Source organism: Saccharopolyspora antimicrobica, assembly GCF_003635025.1.
Lineage (GTDB): Bacteria > Actinomycetota > Actinomycetes > Mycobacteriales > Pseudonocardiaceae > Saccharopolyspora > Saccharopolyspora antimicrobica.
On sequence record NZ_RBXX01000002.1, the window covers coordinates 1378641 to 1397765 of the forward strand.

Consider the following 19125-nt stretch of genomic DNA (forward strand, 5'->3'; position numbering starts at 1 on the left):
ATCAGTCCTTCTTTCGCCTGAACAGGCGGAGGATCAGGTCGTAGCGGCGGTCCGCCAGGCGTTCCTTCAGGGGGATCAGGGCGTTGTCGGTGATCTGGATGTTCTCCGGGCAGACGTCCGTGCAGCACTTCGTGATGTTGCAGAAGCCCAGGCCGTGGTCACCGCGGGCTTCTTCCGGGCGGTGCTCCGCTTCGTCGAGGGGGTGCATCTCCAGTTCCGCCACCCGCATCAGGAAGCGGGGGCCGGAGAAGGACTGCTTGTTGTCGTCGTGATCGCGGATCACGTGGCAGGTGTTCTGGCAGAGGAAGCACTCGATGCACTTGCGGAACTCCTGCGAGCGCTGAACGTCCACCTGCCGCATCCGGTACTCGCCCGGTGCCAGGTCCGCGGGCGGCTTGAACGACGGGACCTCGCGGGCCTTGGTGTAGTTGTAGGACACGTCCGTCACCAGGTCTTTGACCAGCGGGAACGTGCGCATCGGAGTGACCGTGATCGTCTCGGCGCGGTCGAAGGTGGACATGCGGGTCATGCACATCAGGCGGGGGCGGCCGTTGATCTCCGCCGAGCAGGAGCCGCACTTGCCCGCCTTGCAGTTCCACCGGACCGCCAGGTCCGGGCACTGGGTGGCCTGCAGGCGGTGGATGATGTCGAGCACCACCTCACCCTCGTTGACCTCCACCGTGTAGTCGCGCAGCCTGCCGTCGTCCGCGCCGCGCCACACCCGGAAGTGCGCCTGGTACCCCATCAGATCTCTCCAACCTGGACTTCCGCGAGCTCTTCCTCGGTGTAGTACTTGCGCAGCTCCTCCAGCTTGAACAGCTCCAAGAGGTCGCCGCGCATCGGCGGTTGCGGCTGCTCGGTCACCTCGACGCGGCCGGCCACCAGCTCGCACACCAGCAGCTTGCGGCGCCACTTCGCGTCCATCGCCGGGTGGTCGTCGCGGGTGTGTCCGCCGCGGCTCTCGGTGCGCAGCAGCGCCGCGCGCGCCACGCATTCGCTGACCAGCAGCATGTTCCGCAGGTCGAGGGCCAGGTGCCAGCCCGGGTTGAACTGGCGGTTGCCCTCCACCGCGAGGTGCTGCGCGCGGGCCTTGAGGTCGTGCAGCCGCTCCAGCGCCTGCCGAATCTCCTCGCCGCGGCGGATGATCCCGACCAGGTCGTTCATCACCTGCTGGAGTTCGGCGTGCAGCGCGTAGGGGTTCTCGCCCACCGGCTCGGCCGACGCGGTGAACGGGTCCTGCGCGCGCCGCGCCGCATCGTCCACATCGGACGGCGAGACACTCGGTCGGATGCCCAGCGCGGAGACGTACGCGGCGGCGCCGCAGCCCGACCGGCGGCCGAAGACCAGCAGGTCGGACAGCGAGTTGCCACCCAGGCGGTTGGACCCGTGCATCCCGCCGGCCACCTCGCCCGCCGCGAACAGGCCCGGCACCCGCGATGCCGCGGTGTCCGGGTCCACCTCCACGCCGCCCATCACGTAGTGGCAGGTCGGGCCGACCTCCATCGGTTCCGCGGTGATGTCCACATCGGCCAGTTCCTTGAACTGGTGGTACATCGACGGCAGCCGCTGGGTGATCTTCTCCGCGGGCAGCCGGGTCGAGACGTCCAGGAACACGCCGCCGTGCTCGGAGCCGCGGCCCTCCTTGACCTCGTTGTTGATCGCGCGCGCCACCTCGTCGCGGGGCAGCAGCTCGGGCGGGCGGCGGTTGTCGTCCGGGTTGTCGTACCAGCGGTCGGCTTCCGCCTCGTTGTCGGCGTAGTTGTCCTTGAACACCTCGGGGATGTAGTCGAACATGAACCGCCGGCCCTCGGAGTTGCGCAGCACTCCGCCGTCGCCGCGCACCGACTCGGTGACCAGGATGCCCTTCACGCTCGGCGGCCAGACCATGCCGGTCGGGTGGAACTGGACGAACTCCATGTTGATCAGCGACGCCCCGGCGCGCATCGCCAGCGCGTGGCCGTCGCCGGTGTACTCCCAGGAGTTCGAGGTGACCTTGAACGACTTGCCGATGCCGCCGGTCGCCACGATCACCGCGGGCGCCTCGAACAGCACGAACCGCCCGGACTCCCGCCAGTAGCCGAACGCGCCCGCGATCCGGCCGTCGTCCTTGAGCAGCTCGGTGACCGTGCACTCCTGGAACACCTTGATCCGGGACTCGTAGTCACCGGACTCCGCGTGGTCCTCCTGCTGCAGCGAGACGACCTTCTGCTGCAGCGTGCGGATCAGCTCCAGCCCGGTGCGGTCGCCGACGTGCGCGAGCCGCGGGTACTCGTGGCCGCCGAAGTTGCGCTGGCTGATCCGGCCGTCCGGGGTGCGGTCGAACAGCGCACCGTAGGTCTCCAGCTCCCACACGCGCTGCGGCGCTTCCGTCGCGTGCAGCTCCGCCATCCGCCAGTTGTTCAGGAACTTCCCGCCGCGCATCGTGTCGCGGAAGTGCACCTGCCAGCCGTCGCGGGAGTTGACGTTGCCCATCGACGCCGCGATGCCGCCCTCGGCCATCACCGTGTGCGCCTTGCCGAACAACGACTTGCACACCACGGCGGTGCGCAAGCCCTGCGACCGGGTCTCGATCGCCGCGCGCAGGCCTGCGCCACCGGCGCCGATCACGACGACGTCGCACTCGTGCCGTTCGATCTCCACCATCGACGTCCTTCTAGTTGAACAATCTGGGGTCGGGGAACGCGCCGCTGGCGATCAGCATCACGTAGAGGTCCACGAGAGCCACGGAGACCAGGGAAGCCCAGGCCAGGAGCATGTGCTTGCCGTTGAGCCAGGTGATCCTGGTCCAGAACCAGTAGCGCACCGGGTGCTTCGAGAAGTGGTTGATCCGGCCGCCGATCAGGTGGCGGCAGGAGTGGCAGGACAGCGTGTAGGCCCACAGCAGCACCACGTTGACCACCATCAGCAGGCTGCCGAGGCCGATGCCGAAGCCGCCGTCGGCGCCGCGGAAGGCGATCGCCATGTCGTAGGTGAGCACCGCCGCCACGAGCAGCGCCGCGTAGAAGAAGTAGCGGTGCACGTTCTGCATGATCAGCGGGAAGCGGGTCTCGCCGGTGTAGCGGCGGTGCGGCTCGCTCACCGCGCAGGCGGGCGGCGACGCCCAGAACGACCGGTAGTAGGCCTTCCGGTAGTAGTAGCAGGTCAGCCGGAAGCCGAGGACGAACGGCAGCACGAAGATCGGCGGCGGCACGAACGGTCCCAGGTCCGGGGCGGGCTGCCCCCAGTGGCTGGCGCCCGGCACGCACGCGACCGACAGGCACGGCGAGTAGAACGGCGCCAGGTAGTGGTACTCCGGAACCCAGTACCACTGGTTCATGAAGGTGCGGATCACGCCGTAGACCACGAAGGCCAGCAGCGCGAGGAGGGTGATCAGCGGGGGCAGCCACCACCGGTCGGTGCGCAGGGTTCGCACGGAGATCCGTGCCCGGCCAGCGGCAGTGGGGGGAGCGGACATTCGCAGACCTCGTTGTCGTGGTTTGTCCGGCGGTGCTCACCTGAGAATCTGTCGGCGCATGCCGTCCGCGCCTTTAGAAGCGGCGTCAGCCGCTTGGGCCACGTGTGCAGGTCGACCGCCCGCGGGTTCTGAGTGGTTTCCTGGCGAGGACGGCCCCTCCGCCGTGTATCGGACATACATCAGGAGGGGCACCCGCAGTCCAGGGAAGCACTCAGGTTCCGCCAAGCGACCACCCACGTAAAGCAACCACCAACAGACTCTGAGGTCGCTCATTCTGGATCAGCTGGGCGTGGGTCAGGTATGCCCCAAACCGGTGCAACCAGTTGGGTCACTGGTTCGCCTGGCCGCCCAGGCCCTCGTCGTCGGCGTCGCGCCACAGCGAGGGATCGTAGGGCGTGTCGGGCACCATCACGACCTCCTCGGACCCGCTCCCCCGCCGCTGGGCGGGCAGGGTGCCGGCGAGATCGGCGAGGTCGATGTCGAGGCGTTCCACGTCGTTGTGCAGGCGGCGCACGGCCGGGGCGTCGCCGTAGCGGGTTCGCAGGGTTCCGACGCTGCTGCGCAGCTGCGCGAGCAGGCGCTGGAGTTCGGCAAGTTCGGTGGTCGTGGCCATCGGCGAACACCTCTTCCGCCTAGGAGGGCTCATTACGGCCCCGACTCTGCCCCGAACAGCAAAGTGTGACAAGTGCCACACAGCTGATCTCGGCGAGTTTCGCCCGGCCGGGGCCTTCAGGCCGTCGCCATCGCGGCCAGACCCGCCAGCAGCGGCTGCAGGCCCAGCTCGAACTGGTCGTCGAAGCTCAGCCCGCGGGTGAGCCGCGCGCCGGCCACGATGTTCGGGAACTCCGCCGCCGACAGGGACGCCATCGGCGAGACCGCGTCGCTGCCGTCCTCCCGCGCGATCAGATCGATCTGCGCGAAGCCGATCGCATAGCTGAAGACCAGCCGTGAACCGCCCACGAGCGCGACGCCGCTCAGCCCCGCGTCGCGGAGCGCGAGCATCACCGCTTCCGGCAGCCGCAGCGACGCCGGGTCGCTGTACTCCCGGAGCGCGACCAGCGGCGTCGCGTTGGGGTGGCGGATCACCAGCGACCGGACGCTGTGCGCCAGCGCACTGATCCGCTCGCGCCAGGGCAGGGCGGCGTCCGGGACGTCCAGCTCCGCCAGCAGGCGCTCGATGAGCAGCCGTTCCAGCTCCGCGCGGTCGGCCACGTGGTGGTAGAGGCTCATCTTCCCGACGCCGAGCCGCTCGGCCACCGCGCGCATGGAGAGCCCGTCGTGGCCCGACTCGTCGAGCACCTCCAGCGCTGCCGCGAGCACCGCTTCGCGGGTCAGCTTCGGCGGCCTGCCGCGGCGGCGCGGGGCATCTGGCGTGGTCACGCCCTCAACGTAGCCCAGCCGCTCGACGCTCCGAGCGCTCCCCTGCTAATTTTCGTATCGCAGACGAAAATTAGGAGCCGATCATGCGCACTCAGCACGGACTCGTCCTGTTCACCGACTCGTTCGGCACCGCGAGCGATCGCGAGACCTTCGAATGGGCGCTCGACTACGCGCTGGAGGCCGAACGGCACGGCTGGGACGAGCTGTGGACGACCGAGCACCACTTCAACCCCCGCGTGCTGAACTCCGCCGCGCTGGCGATGGCGGGCTTCCTCCTCGGCCGGACGGAACTGCACGTCGGCACCGCGGTGTGCGTGCTGCCCAACCACCACCCGGTCGCGCTCGCCGAGCAGGCCGCGGTGCTCCAGCACCTCTCCGGCGACCGCTTCACGCTCGGCGTCGGACGCGGCCAGCCGCTGGTCGACCAGGAGATCCTGGGCACCGGGATGGCCGGGTTCCGCGACATCACCGAGTCCGTGGCGCTGCTCGAGCAGGCGCTGCGGCAGGGCCGGGCGAAGGGCGGCGGCGAGCGCTACCAGTTCGACGAGGTCGCGATCACCCCGGAACCGGCGGCGCGCCGGACACCGTTCGTGCTGGCCTCCGGATCGCCCGAATCCGCACGGCTGGCGGGCAGGCACGGAGTTCCCGTGCTGCTCAGCCCGTTCATCGACCTGGCGACCAAGCGGGCCGTGCTCGACGCGCACGCCGCCGCGGTCGCCGAGCACGGCCACCAGGTGGAGCCGCAGGACAACATCGACTCCTCCTACTTCGCCATCGCCGACGACACCGCCACCGCGGAGCAGCTGCTGACCACCGGCATCGCGGAAACCGAGCTGCAGATCGCGAAAGCGGGCAAGCCGCTGGTCGAGCGGCCGCGGCCGACCGAGGAGCAGGCCCTCGCCGGGGCCGCGCGGCTGGTCGGCTGCCACATCGCGGGCGACGTCGCGGAATGCCGCTGGCGGCTGGCCGAACGGGTGTCGGTGCTGGGCGTCGGCCGCGTGCTGCTGATGCCCGAAGGCGCGGGATCGCGCGAAGCCGCGCTGCGCACCATCCGCGATGCGGCGCAGGTCTTCGCCAGGGACTAGCCCGCCGATCGAGCGCTGTCGAGTCTTGTGGATCAGCATTCGCACCAGCAGACTCACTTGCCGGTTCCCGAAACTGATCGTTTGTCTGCGAGGCAGCATTGAGCATTCTCGGCACCAGGGTCGAACGCCGTGAAGACCCGCGCCTTCTCACCGCCGGCGGGACCTACGTCGACGACCTGCGCGAGCCCGAGCTGACCGGCGCGCTGCACGTGACCTTCGTGCGCAGCCCGCTGGCACACGCCAGGATCACCGAGATCGACACCACCGAGGCCAGCGCCCTGCCGGGCGTGCTCGGCGTGTTCACCGGTGCGGACGTCGACCTCCCGGCGTTCCCGCCGGACGGCGGCATCAGCGGCCCACCACCGGCTGCGATGGCGCGCCCGCACCTCGCCCGCGAGGTGGTGCGCTACGTCGGCGAACCGGTGGTCGCGGTGGTCACCGAGACCCGCGCCCAGGGCGAGGACGCCGTCGAGGCGGTCTCGGTCGACTACGACCCGCTGGACGCCGTCGTGGACGTCGACGACGCCCTGCGCGACGAGGTCCTGCTGTTCCCCGAGGCCGGCACCAACACCACCGGCACCAGCGGCGAGCTGGACGATTCGCTGTTCGACGACTGCGAGGTCGTGGTCCGCAAGCAGATCGAGAACCAGCGGGTGGCCGCCGCGCCGCTGGAGGTGCGCACCGCGGCCTGCGCGTGGAGCGGCGACAAGGTCACCCTGTGGCTGTCCAACCAGAACGCGCAGAGCTGCCGCGACGCGCTGATGGAAAACCTCGGGCTGCCGCGCGAGCAGGTCCGGGTGATCACGCCCGACGTCGGCGGCGGCTTCGGCGCGAAGATCGGCGTCGAGCAGGAGGCCGCGCTGCTGGCGTTCCTGGCCAAGCGCGTCGGCAGGCCGGTCAAGTGGGTGGAGAGCCGCAGCGAGAACCTGGTCGCGATGACCCACGGCCGCGCGCAGCGGCAGGTGGTGACCATCGGCGGGCGCCGCGACGGGACGGTGCTGGCCTACCAGCTCGACATCGTGCAGGACGTCGGCGCCTACCCGCGGATGGGCGCGTTCCTGCCGCTGTTCACCCGGTTCATGGTCAGCGGCGTCTACGACATCCCGAAGGTGCAGTCGAGGGCGCGGGCGGTGGTCACCAGCACCACGCCGATCGGCGCCTACCGCGGCGCGGGACGGCCGGAGGCGACCGCGGCCGTCGAGCGCGCGATGGACCTGTTCGCCGCCGAGATCGGCGTCGACCCGGCCGAGGTGCGGCGGCGGAACCTGGTGCGGCCCGAGCAGTTCCCGTACAAGACGCCGGGCGGGATGACCTACGACACCGGCGAGTACGTCAAGGGCCTGGACGCGGTCCTGGAGGCCGCCGACTACCCGGCGCTGCGCGAGGAGCAGGCCAAGCGCCGGGCCGAGGGCGCCACCCGGCAGCTGGGCATCGGGCTGGCCAGCTACGTGGAGATCACCGCGCCGAACAACACCGAGGGCGAGACCGGGCACGTGGAGGTCCGCCCGGACGGCAGCGTCCTGGTGCTCACCGGCAGTTCTCCGCACGGGCAGGGCCACTGGACCTCCTACGCGATGCTGGTGTCCGACCAGCTGGGCATCGACCTGGACAAGATCGAGGTCGTGCACGGCGACACCGACCTGATCCCCGAAGGCGTGGGCACGATGGGCTCGCGGTCGCTGCAGCTGGGCGGATCGGCGGTGCACCGCGCCGCGGTCGACGTCAAGGAGAAGGCCCGCAAGCTGGCCGCCGAGCTGATCGAGATCGACGAGGCCGACCTGGAGCTGGCCGAGGGCAAGTGGCAGGTGCGCGGCACGCCGAACGTCGCGCTGTCGTGGGCGGAACTGGCCGCGAAGGCAGAGGACGGGCTGGCCGCCGACGTCCGGTTCACCGAGGACCGGCCGACGTTCCCGTTCGGCTCGCACCTCGCGGTGGTCGAAGTGGACACCGAGACCGGCAAGGTGGACTACCTCCGGCACGTGACGGTCGACGACGCCGGGACGATCCTCAACCCGGTCCTCACCGAGGGCCAGCGCCACGGCGGCATCGCCCAGGGCGCCGCGCAGGCGCTGCTGGAGGAGATCACCTACGACGCCGACGGCAACCCGCTGAACGCCAGCCTCGCCGAGTACGCCTTCATCACCGCGGCCGAGCTGCCCAGCTTCGAGCTGCTCACGATGGAAACTCCCACGACGCTCAACCCGTTGGGCGTGAAGGGGATCGGCGAAGCGGGCACCATCGGTGCCACGCCCGCGGTGCAGAACGCGGTGGTGGACGCGGTGGCCCACCTCGGCGTCCGGCACATCGACATGCCGACCACACCTGAACGAGTGTGGCGGGCCATCAACGAGGCATAAAACTGTCTCCGAACTCGTTTTGCGCAGCGGTGCGGGTAGCGGAACCTCAGCGCCCGCCTGGACTCCGGATGCCCGGCCTGATGTATGACCAATACACGGCGGCCGGGCCGTCCTCGCCAGGCGAACGCTGAGAACCCGCGGCGGCGCAGGCGCCGAAGGTGGGCCAAACGCCTCCGGCGTTTCAAGGACAAAGACCAAGACCAGGATCCGTGACAGGTTCTTAGGAGTTCGTTTCGTGCAAGTTTCGATCAACGTCAACGGCGAGCAGCGCAGCCACGAGGTCGAGGACCGCACCCTGCTCGTCCAGTACCTGCGGGACGACTGCGGGCTGACCGGTACCAACATCGGGTGCGACACCACGTCCTGCGGCGCGTGCACGGTGCTGCTCGACGGCGAATCGGTGAAGTCGTGCACCGTGCTGGCCGCGCAGGCCGACGGCCACCAGGTGACCACCATCGAGGGCCTCGCCGACGGCGACGAGCTGCACCCGATGCAGCGGGCCTTCCAGCGCAAGCACGGCCTGCAGTGCGGGTTCTGCACCCCGGGCATGGTGATGGCCTCGGTGTCGCTGATCGAGGAGAACCCGAACCCGACCGAGGCCGAGGTGCGCGCCGGGCTGGAGGGCAACCTCTGCCGCTGCACCGGTTACCACAACATCGTCGAGGCCGTGCTGTCCGCGGCCGAGGAGAAGCAGGGGGCCGCGGAATGATCCCCGCCGCGTTCACCTACAAGAAGGCCGGTTCCGTCGAGGAGGCGCTGAGCCTGCTCGCCGAGCACGGCGACGACGCGAAGCTGCTGGCCGGCGGGCATTCGCTGCTGCCGCTGATGAAGCTGCGGCTGGCAGTGCCGGAGGTGCTGATCGACCTCGGCGGTCTGCACGAGCTGTCCTACGTGCGCGAGGACGGCGACGAGATCCGCATCGGCGCGCTGACCCGGCACCACGACCTGGAGCACTCGGAGCTGCTGGCCCGGGAGGTTCCGCTGCTCGCGCACGCGGCGGGCACCATCGGCGACCCGCAGGTCCGCCACCGCGGCACCATCGGCGGTTCGCTGGTGCACGGCGACCCGGCCTCGGACCTGCCCGCGGTGGCGCTGGCGCTGGACGCGGTGCTGGTCGCGCAGGGCCCGTCGGGCAGGCGGGAGATCCCGGCGACGGAGTTCTTCACCGACTTCTTCGAAACGGCGCTCGGCGAGGACGAGCTGCTGGTGGAGATCCGGGTGGCGAAGAACCCCGCGCAGGGCTGGGACTTCCAGAAGTTCACCAAGCGCGCGATCGACTGGGCGGTGGTCGGCGTGGCCGTCGCGGGCGACCGCGTGGCGCTGGTGAACATGGGCCCGGCGCCGATGCGGGCGCGCGGCGTCGAAGAGGCGCTGGCGAGCGGGGCGAGCCCGGCCGAAGCCGCGGAGCGAGCGGCGGAGGACACCTCCCCGCCGGACCAGGCGAGCGCGACCGCGGACTACCGCAAGCACCTGGCGAAGGTCCTGGTCCGCAGGGCCCTGGAAGCCGCCGCGGCCCGCAGGGCATGACGAGGCGAGGGCACCCGCGACCTGGTCGCGGGTGCCCTCGTCCATCCCCCGAGCGAGCACCACGCCTTTCCCCGCGCTTCCAGTGGAAATCAGGCCCTCGACTTCGACTGGAACCGCGTCCACCGCGCTCGCAGACCCCCGGGAACCGGGGCGGCGGCGAAGTCCGCCCTCGCTGTCGCCGCCGTCGTGGTTTCGTTCGTGCTGGTGTCAGGCGGGGTTGCTCGTCACGTGGGTGACGAGCAGGGTCACGCCCGCCTCGCCGCCGCAGTCGACCAGCACGGGCCCAACCCCGTTGCCGACCGTCTCGCGGAGCTTCGCCCTGGCCTCGAACCGATCGGGGCCGGACTCGATGATCTCGACGTCCTCCAGGACCGGCCGCCCGTCGACACCGCTGACGACGGCCCGCAGCCCGGTACCGCCGCCGCAGTGCCCGGTGATCGTCACCTGCTGACCTCGTTCGGTCGTCGGGTTGGGCGTCACCTGCACCGTGGCACGGGCACCCGCGGGCATCGAGTCACTGCTCTCCTGCGTGAAAGCCACGCACTCTCCTTCTCGTGATGAGTTCGGATCGCGCCGGCCGCCGCTCTCCGGCCGCCGACGTGATCCAGTCTTCGCGATCCGGGTGCCGTGCGGCATCAGGGATCTCCCGGGGTGCGCCCCTGATCAGTTCCGGGAACTCAGCCGGAGCTCGCGGGCGCCATTTCCGCAGGTGGGGACCCGTGAGTACTTTGTGGTGCTATAGAGGCTGTTTTGGATCTTGGGTTGGGTGGTTGTGATATGGGCTCAAGATCATCACGGGTGGGGCTCAGGGGCTGAAAAGCAGGGCGGGTTCTTGTTATCGCTGAGGTTGTCTAAGCCTGCGATCACAAGAACCCGCCATGCCATTGAACCCTGTACCTGTCGCCGTCGATCGGCGGGGGTGCCGCTGCACGTGCGGCTGTTGGACCCGCCGACGCCGCTACGCCTCGGATCTCACCGATGCCCAGTGGGAGATCCTCAAACCCCTGCTCCCGGCACCGTTGACCACCACCGGGCTGGGTGGACGGCCGGAGAAACACTCCCGCCGCACCATGATCGACGCGATCTTCTACGTGGTGGACAACGGCAACAAATGGCGCAACCTGCCCGCCGATTTCCCGCCCTGGCAGACCGTCTACGGCATGCTGCGCCGCTGGTCCCGCAATCTGGCCACCCATCACCTCCTCGACACGCTGCGCAGACGGCTGCGCACCGCCCTGGGCCGCAACGCCCGTCCCAGCGCCGGCTGCATCGACTCCCAGTCGGTGCACAAGACCGCCGAGGCCACCGTGCCCCGCCACAGCAGCGGGTTCGACCCCCACAAGAAAGTCAACGGCCGCAAACGCCACATCGTCACCGACACCCTCGGCCTGCTGGTCTCCGTGGTGATCACCCCCGCCAACGTCCAGGACCGCGACGCCGCCTGGCCCGCACTCCACGGAGCCGCCTCACGCGGACTCACACACGTCTGGGCCGATCAAGGCTACGAAGGACCCCTCACCGAACACGCCAACAACGTCCTCGGCCTGACCGTGAACATCGTCTACCGACACCCCGGACAGAAAGGCTTCCAAGTCCTGCCTCGCCGCTGGGTCGTCGAGCGCACCCTGGCCTGGATCAGCCGACGACGACGCTGCGCCCGCGACTACGAACGCCTCCCCGAACACCACGCCACCATCGTCTGCTGGGCCGCCATCATCCACATGACACGCAGACTCGCCCGCCTACCACACACCACCCAACAAGATCCAAAACAACCTCTATAGCGCCACAAAGTACTCACGGTCCTTGACCTGCGGAAACGGAGCCCCTGATGGTGGCGGCGAGTTCTTCGGCGAGTTCCGGGGTCGCCGCCACGACTCCGGACCAGCGGCGGCGGAGATCCGGGGCGATCTCCAGCGGGCGGCCGTGGACGTCGAGAACCGCGCCGCCGGCTCCGGGGACGACGACCATGGCCGCCACCAGGTCGACGATGCGGTGGGTGTCGGAGTCGGCATCGGCGAAGGCGTCCGTCGAGCCCTCCGCGACCAGCATCGCTTCCAGGCACGTCGTGGACAGGATCCGCACCCGCGCCGCCCGCTTCGCCACCCGCCACCACGCGTCCGCGCTGCGCTCGTGCGGGCGCAGCAGGCTGACCGCCGCGCCGTCGAGCGCTTTCCGCCCGCTGGTGCGCAACTCCGTGCTCTGCCCGACCACCGCGTGCCAGCAGCGGCCGGTGTCCAGCCAGCTGGTCAGCGCCTCCACCGGCTTGCCGTCGACCACGATCGCGCCGGAGAACGCCGAGAGCGGCACTCCGGAAGCCGCGTTGGCCGTGCCGTCCACCGGATCGGCCACCAGGGTCACCGCGGAGCCGTTGTCGACGAAGCCGATCTCCTCGCTGAGCAGGTTGATCCGGTGCGCTTCGGCGACCTCGGCGATCGCCGCCTCCACCAGCAGGTCCAGCCGCATCGATGCGGTGCCGTCGGCTCCGATCGACGACGTCTCGGCGAGCTGCTTCCGGTCGAAGCGGGCCCGTGCGTCGCGGAAGGCAGCCGACGCCGCTTTGGCCGCCGACGCGAGGACCGCGTGCGCCGCGGTGGGGATCTGCGGATCCGGCACCGACCACCCGATCACGCCGCACCTCCCGGCAGGACGGCGCGGACCTGCGGCCACCGGCCGCTCGGATCGACGAGCGCCAGGTCGGCGCGGAGGCCCGGTTCCAGGCGGCCCCGGTCGGCCAAGCCCGCGACCTCGGCCGGACCGGCGGTCACCAGGGCGAGCGCGGCGGGCAGCCCGAGGTCGTCGACCAGCCGGAACACCGCGGCCAGCAGGCCCGACGGCAGGTAGTCCGAGGCCAGCGCGGTGACCAGGCCGCGGCAGGCGAGCTCGCGGGCCGAGACGTTCCCGGCGTGCGAGTGTCCACGTAGGACGTTCGGGGCGCCCGCGACGACCGGCAGCCCGTGCTCGCGCGCCGCGACGGCCGCCGCCGTGGTGGTCGGGAACTCCGCCACCGCACCGCCCCTGGTGCACAGCGCGCCGATCTCCTCCGCCGACTCCGGGTCATGGCCGAGCAACCGGATTTCGCCTGCCCTGGCGAGTTCGCCCAGCCAGGCGAGGTTGTCCTCGCGCACGTCGAGCAGCTCACCGCGCTCGGCGATCATGTCGGTGACGTGCTGCTCGGCCTCATCCGGCGTCAATCCGTCGGCACCGACGAGATAGCGCTCCAGCTGCCGCCGGTCGACGTACTGACCGATGCCGGGCGTGTGGTCCTCGTGCGACACCAGCGCACCGCGGTCCGCGACGGCCAGCTCCGCGGCCAGCGCTTTCGCGCCTTCCGCCGACCGCACGTCCAGGCGGTACAGCACGCGGTGGTCCACCGGCCCGGCTCCCCTGGCGCGCACGGTCTCGCACAGCTCCGCCGCACCGCCGACCGTGCGCTCCGTCCCGCGCGAGGTCTTGTGCTGGAACGCCGCGCCGTGGAACACCGTCGTGACGGCCGCCGCGCGCAGCTTGCCCTCCAGCGACAGCAGCGCGAAATCCCAAGGCAGCACAGCGGAAGGCCGCGGCATGCGCTCCCGTTCCAGCGCGTCGCTGTGCACGTCGATCAGCCCGGGGATGCACAGCAACCCGCCGCCGTCGACGTCGCACGACGCACCCGCCGGGTGGTCCTCCACCGCCTCGATCCGCCCACCGCGCACCACGATCCGGCTGTCATCGGTGACCCGTTCCGGCAGCACCGCGCGCACGTGCCCGAGCACGTAGTCCTGCGGCGTAGCGGCCAACGACCAGCTCTGAACCCCCACTGCGCTGCTCATGCCGGGACCACCTCCGCGTCACGAACTCTCGTGAGTGCGAAACCGGGCTGGAACACTGTTACGCACTCACGACCTCCGATGCTCATGCCGCCAGCACCTCCTCGGCCGTGCCGGAGCGAACGATCCGGCCATCTGCCATCTCCACCACGCGGGTTGCCAGGCGGCGGATCGCGTCGAGGTCGTGGAACACCGCCAGCACCGCCACGCCCTGGTCGGTCAGGGACGCGATCAGCTCCAGCGCGCGTTCGCGGTTGGCCGGGTCCAGCGCCGAGACCGGCTCGTCCAGCAGCAACAGCCGGGGCGGCCGGACGGTGCCTGCGGCGAGGTTGACCCGCTGCCGCTCGCCGCCCGACAGGACACCGCAGTCCACGTCCCACAGCGCCTCGTCCAGGGCCAGCCGGCGCAGCGACTCAGCTGCGGCGTCGCGCGCTTCGGCCCGGTCCAGACCTCGGCGGCGGGCCGCTGCCGCGACGACCTCCAGCGGCCCGGTGCGCGGCGGTGCGGAGAGGAACTGCGAGACGTAGCCGAGCTGCCTGCCGCGCAGGCGGGCGAGGGTTCGATCCGGCAGGCCGACGAGATCCACCGGGCCGTCGTCGGTGTGCAGCACCACCGAACCGGCGTCGGGCAGGTAGCTGCGCTGGGTGCAGCGCAGCAGGCTGGACTTGCCCGCGCCGCTCGGCCCCGCGATGGCCACGTGCTCGCCGGCGTGCACGTCGAGGTCCACGCCGCGCAGCGAGACCACGGTGCGGCCGTCGATGGTGTGCAGCGTGAAGGTCTTGCGCAGACCGCGCACGGTCAACACGGTTTCCACTGTGGACTCACCTCCGGGCGGCCGCGACGAGCCGCTGCGTGTAGGGGTGGTGCGGGTCGGCGAAGAGCTGGTCGGTGAGGCCGCGCTCGACGACCCGGCCGAGCTGCATCACCAGGCTGCGGTCGGTCAGCGCCTCGATCACGGCGAAGTCGTGGCTGACCACCACCGCCGCGATGTCCCGCTCGCTGAGCAGCCCGCGCAGCAGGTCGAGGACCCCGGCGGCCACCGAGGCATCCAGCCCGGTGGTGGGCTCGTCGAGCAGCAGCACCGGCGGTTCGGTGGCCAGGGCCTTGGCGATCTGCACGCGCTGCCGCATGCCGCCGGAGAAGGTGGCCACCGGGTCGTCCATCCGGGACAGCGGCACCTCCACCCGGTCCAGCAGCTCCGCGGCCCGCTTGCGGATCGCGCGGTAGCCGCGCCAGCCCGCGGCGGTCAGTCGCTCGGCGACGTTGCCGCCCGCGGTGACGCGCAGGTCGAGCCCGGCGGCGGGGTCCTGGTAGACCACGGCCATGGTGTCCACCCGCAGCTTCCGGCGCTGCGCGGAGTCCAGCCCCAGCAGATCCGTCCCGCCGCCGTCGACGCTGGAGAGGTAGACGCTGCCGCTGGTCGCGGGCTCGTCGCCGATGACGCAGCGCAGCGCGGTCGACTTGCCCGATCCGGACTCGCCGATGATGCCGAGCGCCTCGCCGGGCGCGACGTCGAAGGAGACGTCCCAGGCCGCGACCACGGCACCGGTGCCCGGGCTGGTCGCGGTGCCGTGCTCCGGCCCGGTCCCGGGCACGGCGCCCGCGCCTCCAGGGCCGTAGACGCGGCCGATGCCCTCGACCCGGAGCGTCCACTCAGGACCGTCGACCGGGCGGGGCGCTTCGACGACCTCCACCGGGCGCCGGTCCACCGCGGGCAGCAGCTCGGCGGGCAGCCGGTGGCCGACCACGTCGGCGTCACCGGCCTCGACGCGGGAGCACCAGTCCGAGTCACTGCACACGTACTCGCCCGCGCCGCCGTCGACCAGGAAGCTGGTGGTGGAGCCGCAGTACTTGCAGCTCGCGCCCGGCACCTGCTCGACCTCGAACGGGATGTCGTCGAAGGTCAGCGGCACCACGTCGGTGTGCGGCGGGATCGCGTAGATCCGCTTCTCCCGGCCCGCGCCGTAGAGGTTGAGGTGCTCGCACTGGTGCAGCTTGGGCACGTCCCAGCGCGGCACCGGGCTGGTGGCCAGCACGTACCGGCCGTCGACCAGCACCGGGTAGCCGGTCGACTTGGTGATCACGCCGTTGCGGACCATGTCCTCGTACAGGCTGACCCACATCGCCGAGTAGTCGTTCTCGGCGTGCATCCGGGCGCACTCCACGACGGACTTCTGCACGCCGCGCAGCGGTTCCGGCACCGGAACCTGGTAGACCAGCACGTGCTGACGGGTCAGCTTCTCCTCCGGAATCCGGTGCCTGGTCTGGATGACCGTGGCCTCCCGGGTGTCGGTGCTGGCCGCGCAGCCGGTGGTCGCGGAGATCATCCGGCGCAGGTTGACGGCGTTGACGCCGCCGTCGTCGCCCTGGTCGATCACCTTCACCACGTCCGGCTCGCCGATGACGGCCAGCGTCACCTGCAGGCCACCGGAGCCCCAGCCGCGCGCCACCGGCATCTCCCGGGAGCCGAACGGCACCTGGTAGCCGGGTACGCACACCGCCACCAGCGCGGCCCGGCGGATCTCGCGCTTGGCGCCTTCGTCGAGGATCCCGGCGGCGTTCTCGTCGTCCACCAGCAGATCCCGCACCGCCGTGCTCATCGGCACTCCTCCCCGAACGGCTCCGGCACGCGCGGCCCGGTCGAGCCCCGCGCCTCCCGCCGGGCCAGCTTGCGGTCCACCATGGACCGGAACGTCACGTAGTGCGGCAGCTTCAGGTGTTCCAGGAAGCCGCCCGAATCGAGCCCGTCGGTGGTGAGCAGCAGCAGCTGCTCCAGCGGGCTGTCCTCCTCGGCGCGGCGCCAGGCGATGTCCAGGTTGGCCATCGCGATCGCCTTGCGCTCGTTGTGCCCGAAGCAGAGCCCGTATCCGACGTCGAAGCGGGTGCGGTCCTCCTCCGCCCCGTCGAGGTCCTCGATGCCCTCCGCCTCGGTCACCCGGATCTCGCCGATCTGCACGGGCTTTCCGGTGTGCGGGTGCACGACCCGCAGCGGCACGCGGCCGTGCCGGGTGTCGCCGAGGGTGATCTCGTGGACGTCGCCGTCCGGCCCGAGGATCGACCGGTACCAGAGCCCGACCAGCGCACCGGTCTCGGCGCGGGCCATGCTCGACAGCACCGCCGAGCGCGGCGCCGGCGGGCGGGCGGCGCGGCGGGTGATGTCGAACGGTTCCGGGTCTTCAGCCGGTTCGCCGTGCTCGACGACCAGGTCGAGATCGCGCAGCAGCTGGTAGAAGCGGCGGGGGTGCCGCTGCTCGGGTGTGCGCTCGGGCTGGCGATTTCGCGCGGAATCGTCGTCCTCCGTGCGGGGCTCGGCGCGATCTCGCGCGAAATCGCCCTCCCTCTCGAGCAAGCGGCCGGTGTAGTCGGTGGTGCGGCCGAGCAGCTGCGGGCCGTCCGGCGTGCGGTTGGCCGGGACGATGCGGCGCAGCACCACCATCTCGTCGGGATCGACGGGCTCGGTGACCGCCAGGCGCGGCAGCGTCGAGCGGTGCGCGCGTACCAGGTGCGCCGCCTCCAGCACGTCGCCCTCGGCCTGGCGGAACGCGTCCGCGGCGGTCGGCGAGTGGTAGAGCCCCGCCTCACCCATGATCCGGTCGACGGCCAGCCGGAAGCGCAGCACGATCTGCTCGGTGCTGGCCCACTCGGCGGGCGCGTGGTCGCGCGAGCGGCGCACCAGCCGTTCGGCGGCGAGGATGGCCTCCATCCCGCCGCGGACTCCGGAATATCCCATCAGGCACCTTCCTCGACTCGGGTGGATCGCGGCAGCCCGACGACCTCGCCGTCCGGCGCCACCAGCAGCAGGTCGAACCCGGCGGGGAAGTCGATCAGCTCCCGCCGCTGCGCGGCGAAGTCCGCGGGCAGCCCGGACACCCGAAGCTCGCGGTGCCCCGGCACGCCCGGCCCGGACAACCGCAGCAGCGGCCCGTCGCCGAAGCCCCGCACCGCGAGCGCGACCAGCGCGGCCTCCTCCGGAGCCCCGGCGCTGCCGACCGGGAACCCGGCCAGGTCCTCGACCGGTTCGAGCAGCGCGGCGAGCCGAGCACCGGTGCGCTCGACGAGCGGCGCGGAGGTCTGGGTGCGCACGAGATCGGCCCAGCCGTCGACGTGCACGGGAGTGTCCAGATCGGCCAGCGCCAACACCGGCAACAGCGCGGCCGGGACTCGGGAGGACGCAATTTCCATTGAAGTTGGACGTGCGATTTCAATGGAATTTTGACGTGCGATTTCCATTGAAATTGCGGGAAGACGGAGCACCTCGCCCGGTCGGGAGAGGGCGTCCAGCACGGTGCGGAACACCTGTTGCGCCTGCTGCGGCGCCAGGGACGCGGTCATCACAGTTCCTCGAATTCGACGATCGTCGGGGCCAGCTCGGCCCACTCGGCGTGTTCGGCGGCGCGCTGCCGCTCGCGGACCCGCGCGCACAGTTCGTCGACCTCGTCCCCGGCGCGCCCGGCCTCCACCGCGGCGTCCAGGATCGCCGCGGCCAGCGCGGCGGCCCGGTCGTCGCCGAGGCGCATCGACCAGCCCCGCGAGCCGTCCAGCTCCACCTCGGCGCGGCAGGCGAGCACGTCGCCGAGCAGGAACCGGTCGCGCACGACGGGCTCCCGCACCTGCACCGACACGCACCCGACCTCCGGCGCCACCAGCACCGTCGGTGCGGAGCCGGTGGCGAGGCAGGCATCGGCCAGCTCGATCAGCTCGTCCGGTTCGGCCACCGCGAGCAGCGCGGCCCGCTGTTCCCTGTTCACTCGTCCTCCGGTTGGTACGGCCCATCCATCTCGACGACGATCCGGGCGGAATCTGGGCGTGACCACGAGCGGCTGCACAGCACCGGCCGACCGCTGCCCGCGTCGCGGCTGACGCTCTCCACCAGCCACACCGGCCGGCCGGACTCGACCTCCAGCCCGGCCACCACCTCCGGTCCGGGCAGTGCGTAGCTGACCCGGCACCAGGACCGGACCGGCTGCACGCGGCTCATCTGGCGCAGGATCGCGTCGACCGACTCGACCGCGTGCACGGCGATGTCGACGTCGGCCAGCACGTCGGCCGGGATCCACTCGTTGGACCAGCCGTGCAGCAGGTCGTCGACGTAGTACTGGCGGACCAGCAGGCTCGCCGCGCTGCCGACCGGCCGTTCCAGCCGCTCGGCTTCCTCGGCGGGCAGTGGCGCGCGCTGCACGTCGCGCACCACCGAGCGCGGCTCGGCCCCGGCCTCGCGCACCGTCTGGTGCCACGAAGGCGCCCTGCGCTGGGAGATCACGTAGTCGATGCGCTTGTTGACGAACGTCCCGGACCCGCGCACCCGGCGGACCAGCAACCGCTGCTCCAGCTCCTGCACCGCCGCCCGAGCCGCCGCCCGGCCGACCTCGAACCGCGCGGCGATCTCGTGCTCACCGGCGATCCGGGTGCCCGCGGGCAGCCCCGCGAGCTCGGCGGCGAGCACATCGGCCATTTCCACGTACCGGCTCCTGACCACGACCGGAAGCCTGCGCGCCGAGCTTGTCCGGACAACT

The 19125-nt window shown here is 71.1% G+C and carries 19 protein-coding genes; 5 read left to right on the forward strand and 14 right to left on the reverse strand.

The window, feature by feature from the left end; all coding sequences use genetic code 11:
• Position 1: 1 nt before the first annotated feature.
• The 5 genes from ATL45_RS06950 to ATL45_RS06970 all read right to left on the reverse strand — a co-directional run bounded on the left by ATL45_RS06950 (position 2) and on the right by ATL45_RS06970 (position 4834).
• On the reverse strand, positions 2-745 hold the full coding sequence (locus ATL45_RS06950; protein ID WP_093160996.1) for a succinate dehydrogenase/fumarate reductase iron-sulfur subunit: 744 nt from the start codon (positions 743-745) through the stop codon (positions 2-4).
• Positions 745-2643 carry a fumarate reductase/succinate dehydrogenase flavoprotein subunit gene (locus ATL45_RS06955; protein ID WP_093160999.1) on the reverse strand — a complete coding sequence of 633 codons (1899 nt, stop codon included), beginning with the start codon at positions 2641-2643 and terminating at the stop codon, positions 745-747. The genes ATL45_RS06950 and ATL45_RS06955 overlap by 1 nt, the downstream gene beginning before the upstream one ends.
• 10 nt (positions 2644-2653) lie before the next feature.
• Entirely contained in the window at positions 2654-3454 is an 801-nt protein-coding gene (gene sdhC, locus ATL45_RS06960; RefSeq protein ID WP_093161001.1) for a succinate dehydrogenase subunit SdhC, read from the reverse strand.
• Positions 3455-3782: 328 nt separating this feature from the next.
• Entirely contained in the window at positions 3783-4067 is a 285-nt protein-coding gene (locus tag ATL45_RS06965) for an Rv0250c family protein (RefSeq protein WP_093161004.1), read from the reverse strand.
• A 116-nt stretch (positions 4068-4183) separates the two neighbouring features.
• Complete coding sequence (locus ATL45_RS06970; protein ID WP_093161006.1) at positions 4184-4834, reverse strand: TetR/AcrR family transcriptional regulator; 651 nt, start codon at positions 4832-4834, stop codon at positions 4184-4186.
• 83 nt (positions 4835-4917) lie between these two features.
• On the opposite strand from ATL45_RS06970, the gene ATL45_RS06975 reads away from it, so the two are divergent.
• The 4 genes from ATL45_RS06975 (at position 4918) to ATL45_RS06990 (ending at position 9803) form a co-directional block, all read left to right on the forward strand.
• A complete protein-coding gene (locus tag ATL45_RS06975) occupies positions 4918-5919 on the forward strand; it encodes an LLM class flavin-dependent oxidoreductase (RefSeq protein WP_093161009.1) in 1002 nt (333 codons plus the stop codon).
• A 98-nt stretch (positions 5920-6017) separates the two neighbouring features.
• The gene (locus ATL45_RS06980) at positions 6018-8276 is read left to right on the forward strand and encodes a xanthine dehydrogenase family protein molybdopterin-binding subunit (protein WP_093161012.1); all 2259 of its coding nucleotides are present in this window, start codon (positions 6018-6020) and stop codon (positions 8274-8276) included.
• A gap of 235 nt (positions 8277-8511) precedes the next feature.
• Positions 8512-8985 (forward strand): (2Fe-2S)-binding protein, encoded by a 474-nt coding sequence (locus ATL45_RS06985; RefSeq protein WP_093161015.1) that lies wholly within the window; start codon positions 8512-8514, stop codon positions 8983-8985.
• A complete protein-coding gene (locus ATL45_RS06990; RefSeq protein WP_093161018.1) occupies positions 8982-9803 on the forward strand; it encodes an FAD binding domain-containing protein in 822 nt (273 codons plus the stop codon). The genes ATL45_RS06985 and ATL45_RS06990 overlap by 4 nt, the downstream gene beginning before the upstream one ends.
• 207 nt (positions 9804-10010) lie before the next feature.
• Here ATL45_RS06990 and ATL45_RS06995 read toward each other — a convergent pair whose 3' ends face one another.
• Positions 10011-10343, reverse strand: a complete 333-nt coding sequence (locus ATL45_RS06995; RefSeq protein ID WP_177242123.1) for a hypothetical protein — start codon at positions 10341-10343, stop codon at positions 10011-10013.
• 338 nt (positions 10344-10681) lie between these two features.
• Here ATL45_RS06995 and ATL45_RS07000 point away from each other — a divergent pair, with 338 nt between their 5' ends.
• On the forward strand, positions 10682-11587 hold the full coding sequence (locus ATL45_RS07000; protein ID WP_211841166.1) for an IS5 family transposase: 906 nt from the start codon (positions 10682-10684) through the stop codon (positions 11585-11587).
• A 13-nt stretch (positions 11588-11600) separates the two neighbouring features.
• Here the strand turns inward: ATL45_RS07000 and ATL45_RS07005 are convergent, their stop codons facing one another.
• The 8 genes from ATL45_RS07005 to ATL45_RS07040 all read right to left on the reverse strand — a co-directional run bounded on the left by ATL45_RS07005 (position 11601) and on the right by ATL45_RS07040 (position 19088).
• The gene (locus ATL45_RS07005; protein ID WP_246025198.1) at positions 11601-12434 is read right to left on the reverse strand and encodes an inositol monophosphatase family protein; all 834 of its coding nucleotides are present in this window, start codon (positions 12432-12434) and stop codon (positions 11601-11603) included.
• Positions 12431-13615: an alpha-D-ribose 1-methylphosphonate 5-triphosphate diphosphatase gene (locus ATL45_RS07010; protein ID WP_093153398.1), complete on the reverse strand. Its 1185-nt coding sequence runs from the start codon at positions 13613-13615 to the stop codon at positions 12431-12433. Before ATL45_RS07010 ends, ATL45_RS07005 begins: the two co-directional genes overlap by 4 nt.
• Before the next feature lie 82 nt (positions 13616-13697).
• Positions 13698-14426, reverse strand: coding sequence for an ATP-binding cassette domain-containing protein (locus ATL45_RS07015; protein WP_093153395.1), 729 nt, complete (start codon positions 14424-14426; stop codon positions 13698-13700).
• A 7-nt stretch (positions 14427-14433) separates the two neighbouring features.
• Positions 14434-16212, reverse strand: coding sequence for an alpha-D-ribose 1-methylphosphonate 5-phosphate C-P-lyase PhnJ (locus ATL45_RS07020; protein WP_093153392.1), 1779 nt, complete (start codon positions 16210-16212; stop codon positions 14434-14436).
• Positions 16209-17342: a carbon-phosphorus lyase complex subunit PhnI gene (locus tag ATL45_RS07025; RefSeq protein WP_093153389.1), complete on the reverse strand. Its 1134-nt coding sequence runs from the start codon at positions 17340-17342 to the stop codon at positions 16209-16211. Before ATL45_RS07025 ends, ATL45_RS07020 begins: the two co-directional genes overlap by 4 nt.
• Positions 17342-17944: a phosphonate C-P lyase system protein PhnH gene (gene phnH, locus ATL45_RS07030; protein ID WP_093153386.1), complete on the reverse strand. Its 603-nt coding sequence runs from the start codon at positions 17942-17944 to the stop codon at positions 17342-17344. Before phnH ends, ATL45_RS07025 begins: the two co-directional genes overlap by 1 nt.
• Positions 17944-18360, reverse strand: a complete 417-nt coding sequence (locus tag ATL45_RS07035; RefSeq protein ID WP_093153383.1) for a phosphonate C-P lyase system protein PhnG — start codon at positions 18358-18360, stop codon at positions 17944-17946. The genes phnH and ATL45_RS07035 overlap by 1 nt, the downstream gene beginning before the upstream one ends.
• The gene (locus ATL45_RS07040) at positions 18357-19088 is read right to left on the reverse strand and encodes a GntR family transcriptional regulator (protein ID WP_246025199.1); all 732 of its coding nucleotides are present in this window, start codon (positions 19086-19088) and stop codon (positions 18357-18359) included. The genes ATL45_RS07035 and ATL45_RS07040 overlap by 4 nt, the downstream gene beginning before the upstream one ends.
• Positions 19089-19125: the final 37 nt, after the last annotated feature.

Excerpts from the sequence above, each read along its gene's own strand:
- ATL45_RS06950 (WP_093160996.1), bottom strand. The coding sequence starts at position 745 with ATGGGGTACCAGGCGCACTTCCGGGTGTGGCGCGGCGCGGACGACGGC.
- ATL45_RS06955 (WP_093160999.1), bottom strand. The coding sequence starts at position 2,643 with ATGGTGGAGATCGAACGGCACGAGTGCGACGTCGTCGTGATCGGCGCC.
- sdhC (WP_093161001.1), bottom strand. The coding sequence starts at position 3,454 with ATGTCCGCTCCCCCCACTGCCGCTGGCCGGGCACGGATCTCCGTGCGA.
- ATL45_RS06965 (WP_093161004.1), bottom strand. The coding sequence starts at position 4,067 with ATGGCCACGACCACCGAACTTGCCGAACTCCAGCGCCTGCTCGCGCAG.
- ATL45_RS06975 (WP_093161009.1), top strand. The coding sequence starts at position 4,918 with ATGCGCACTCAGCACGGACTCGTCCTGTTCACCGACTCGTTCGGCACC.
- ATL45_RS06990 (WP_093161018.1), top strand. The coding sequence starts at position 8,982 with ATGATCCCCGCCGCGTTCACCTACAAGAAGGCCGGTTCCGTCGAGGAG.
- ATL45_RS07000 (WP_211841166.1), top strand. The coding sequence starts at position 10,682 with ATGCCATTGAACCCTGTACCTGTCGCCGTCGATCGGCGGGGGTGCCGC.
- ATL45_RS07010 (WP_093153398.1), bottom strand. The coding sequence starts at position 13,615 with ATGAGCAGCGCAGTGGGGGTTCAGAGCTGGTCGTTGGCCGCTACGCCG.
- ATL45_RS07020 (WP_093153392.1), bottom strand. The coding sequence starts at position 16,212 with ATGAGCACGGCGGTGCGGGATCTGCTGGTGGACGACGAGAACGCCGCC.
- ATL45_RS07025 (WP_093153389.1), bottom strand. The coding sequence starts at position 17,342 with ATGGGATATTCCGGAGTCCGCGGCGGGATGGAGGCCATCCTCGCCGCC.
- phnH (WP_093153386.1), bottom strand. The coding sequence starts at position 17,944 with ATGACCGCGTCCCTGGCGCCGCAGCAGGCGCAACAGGTGTTCCGCACC.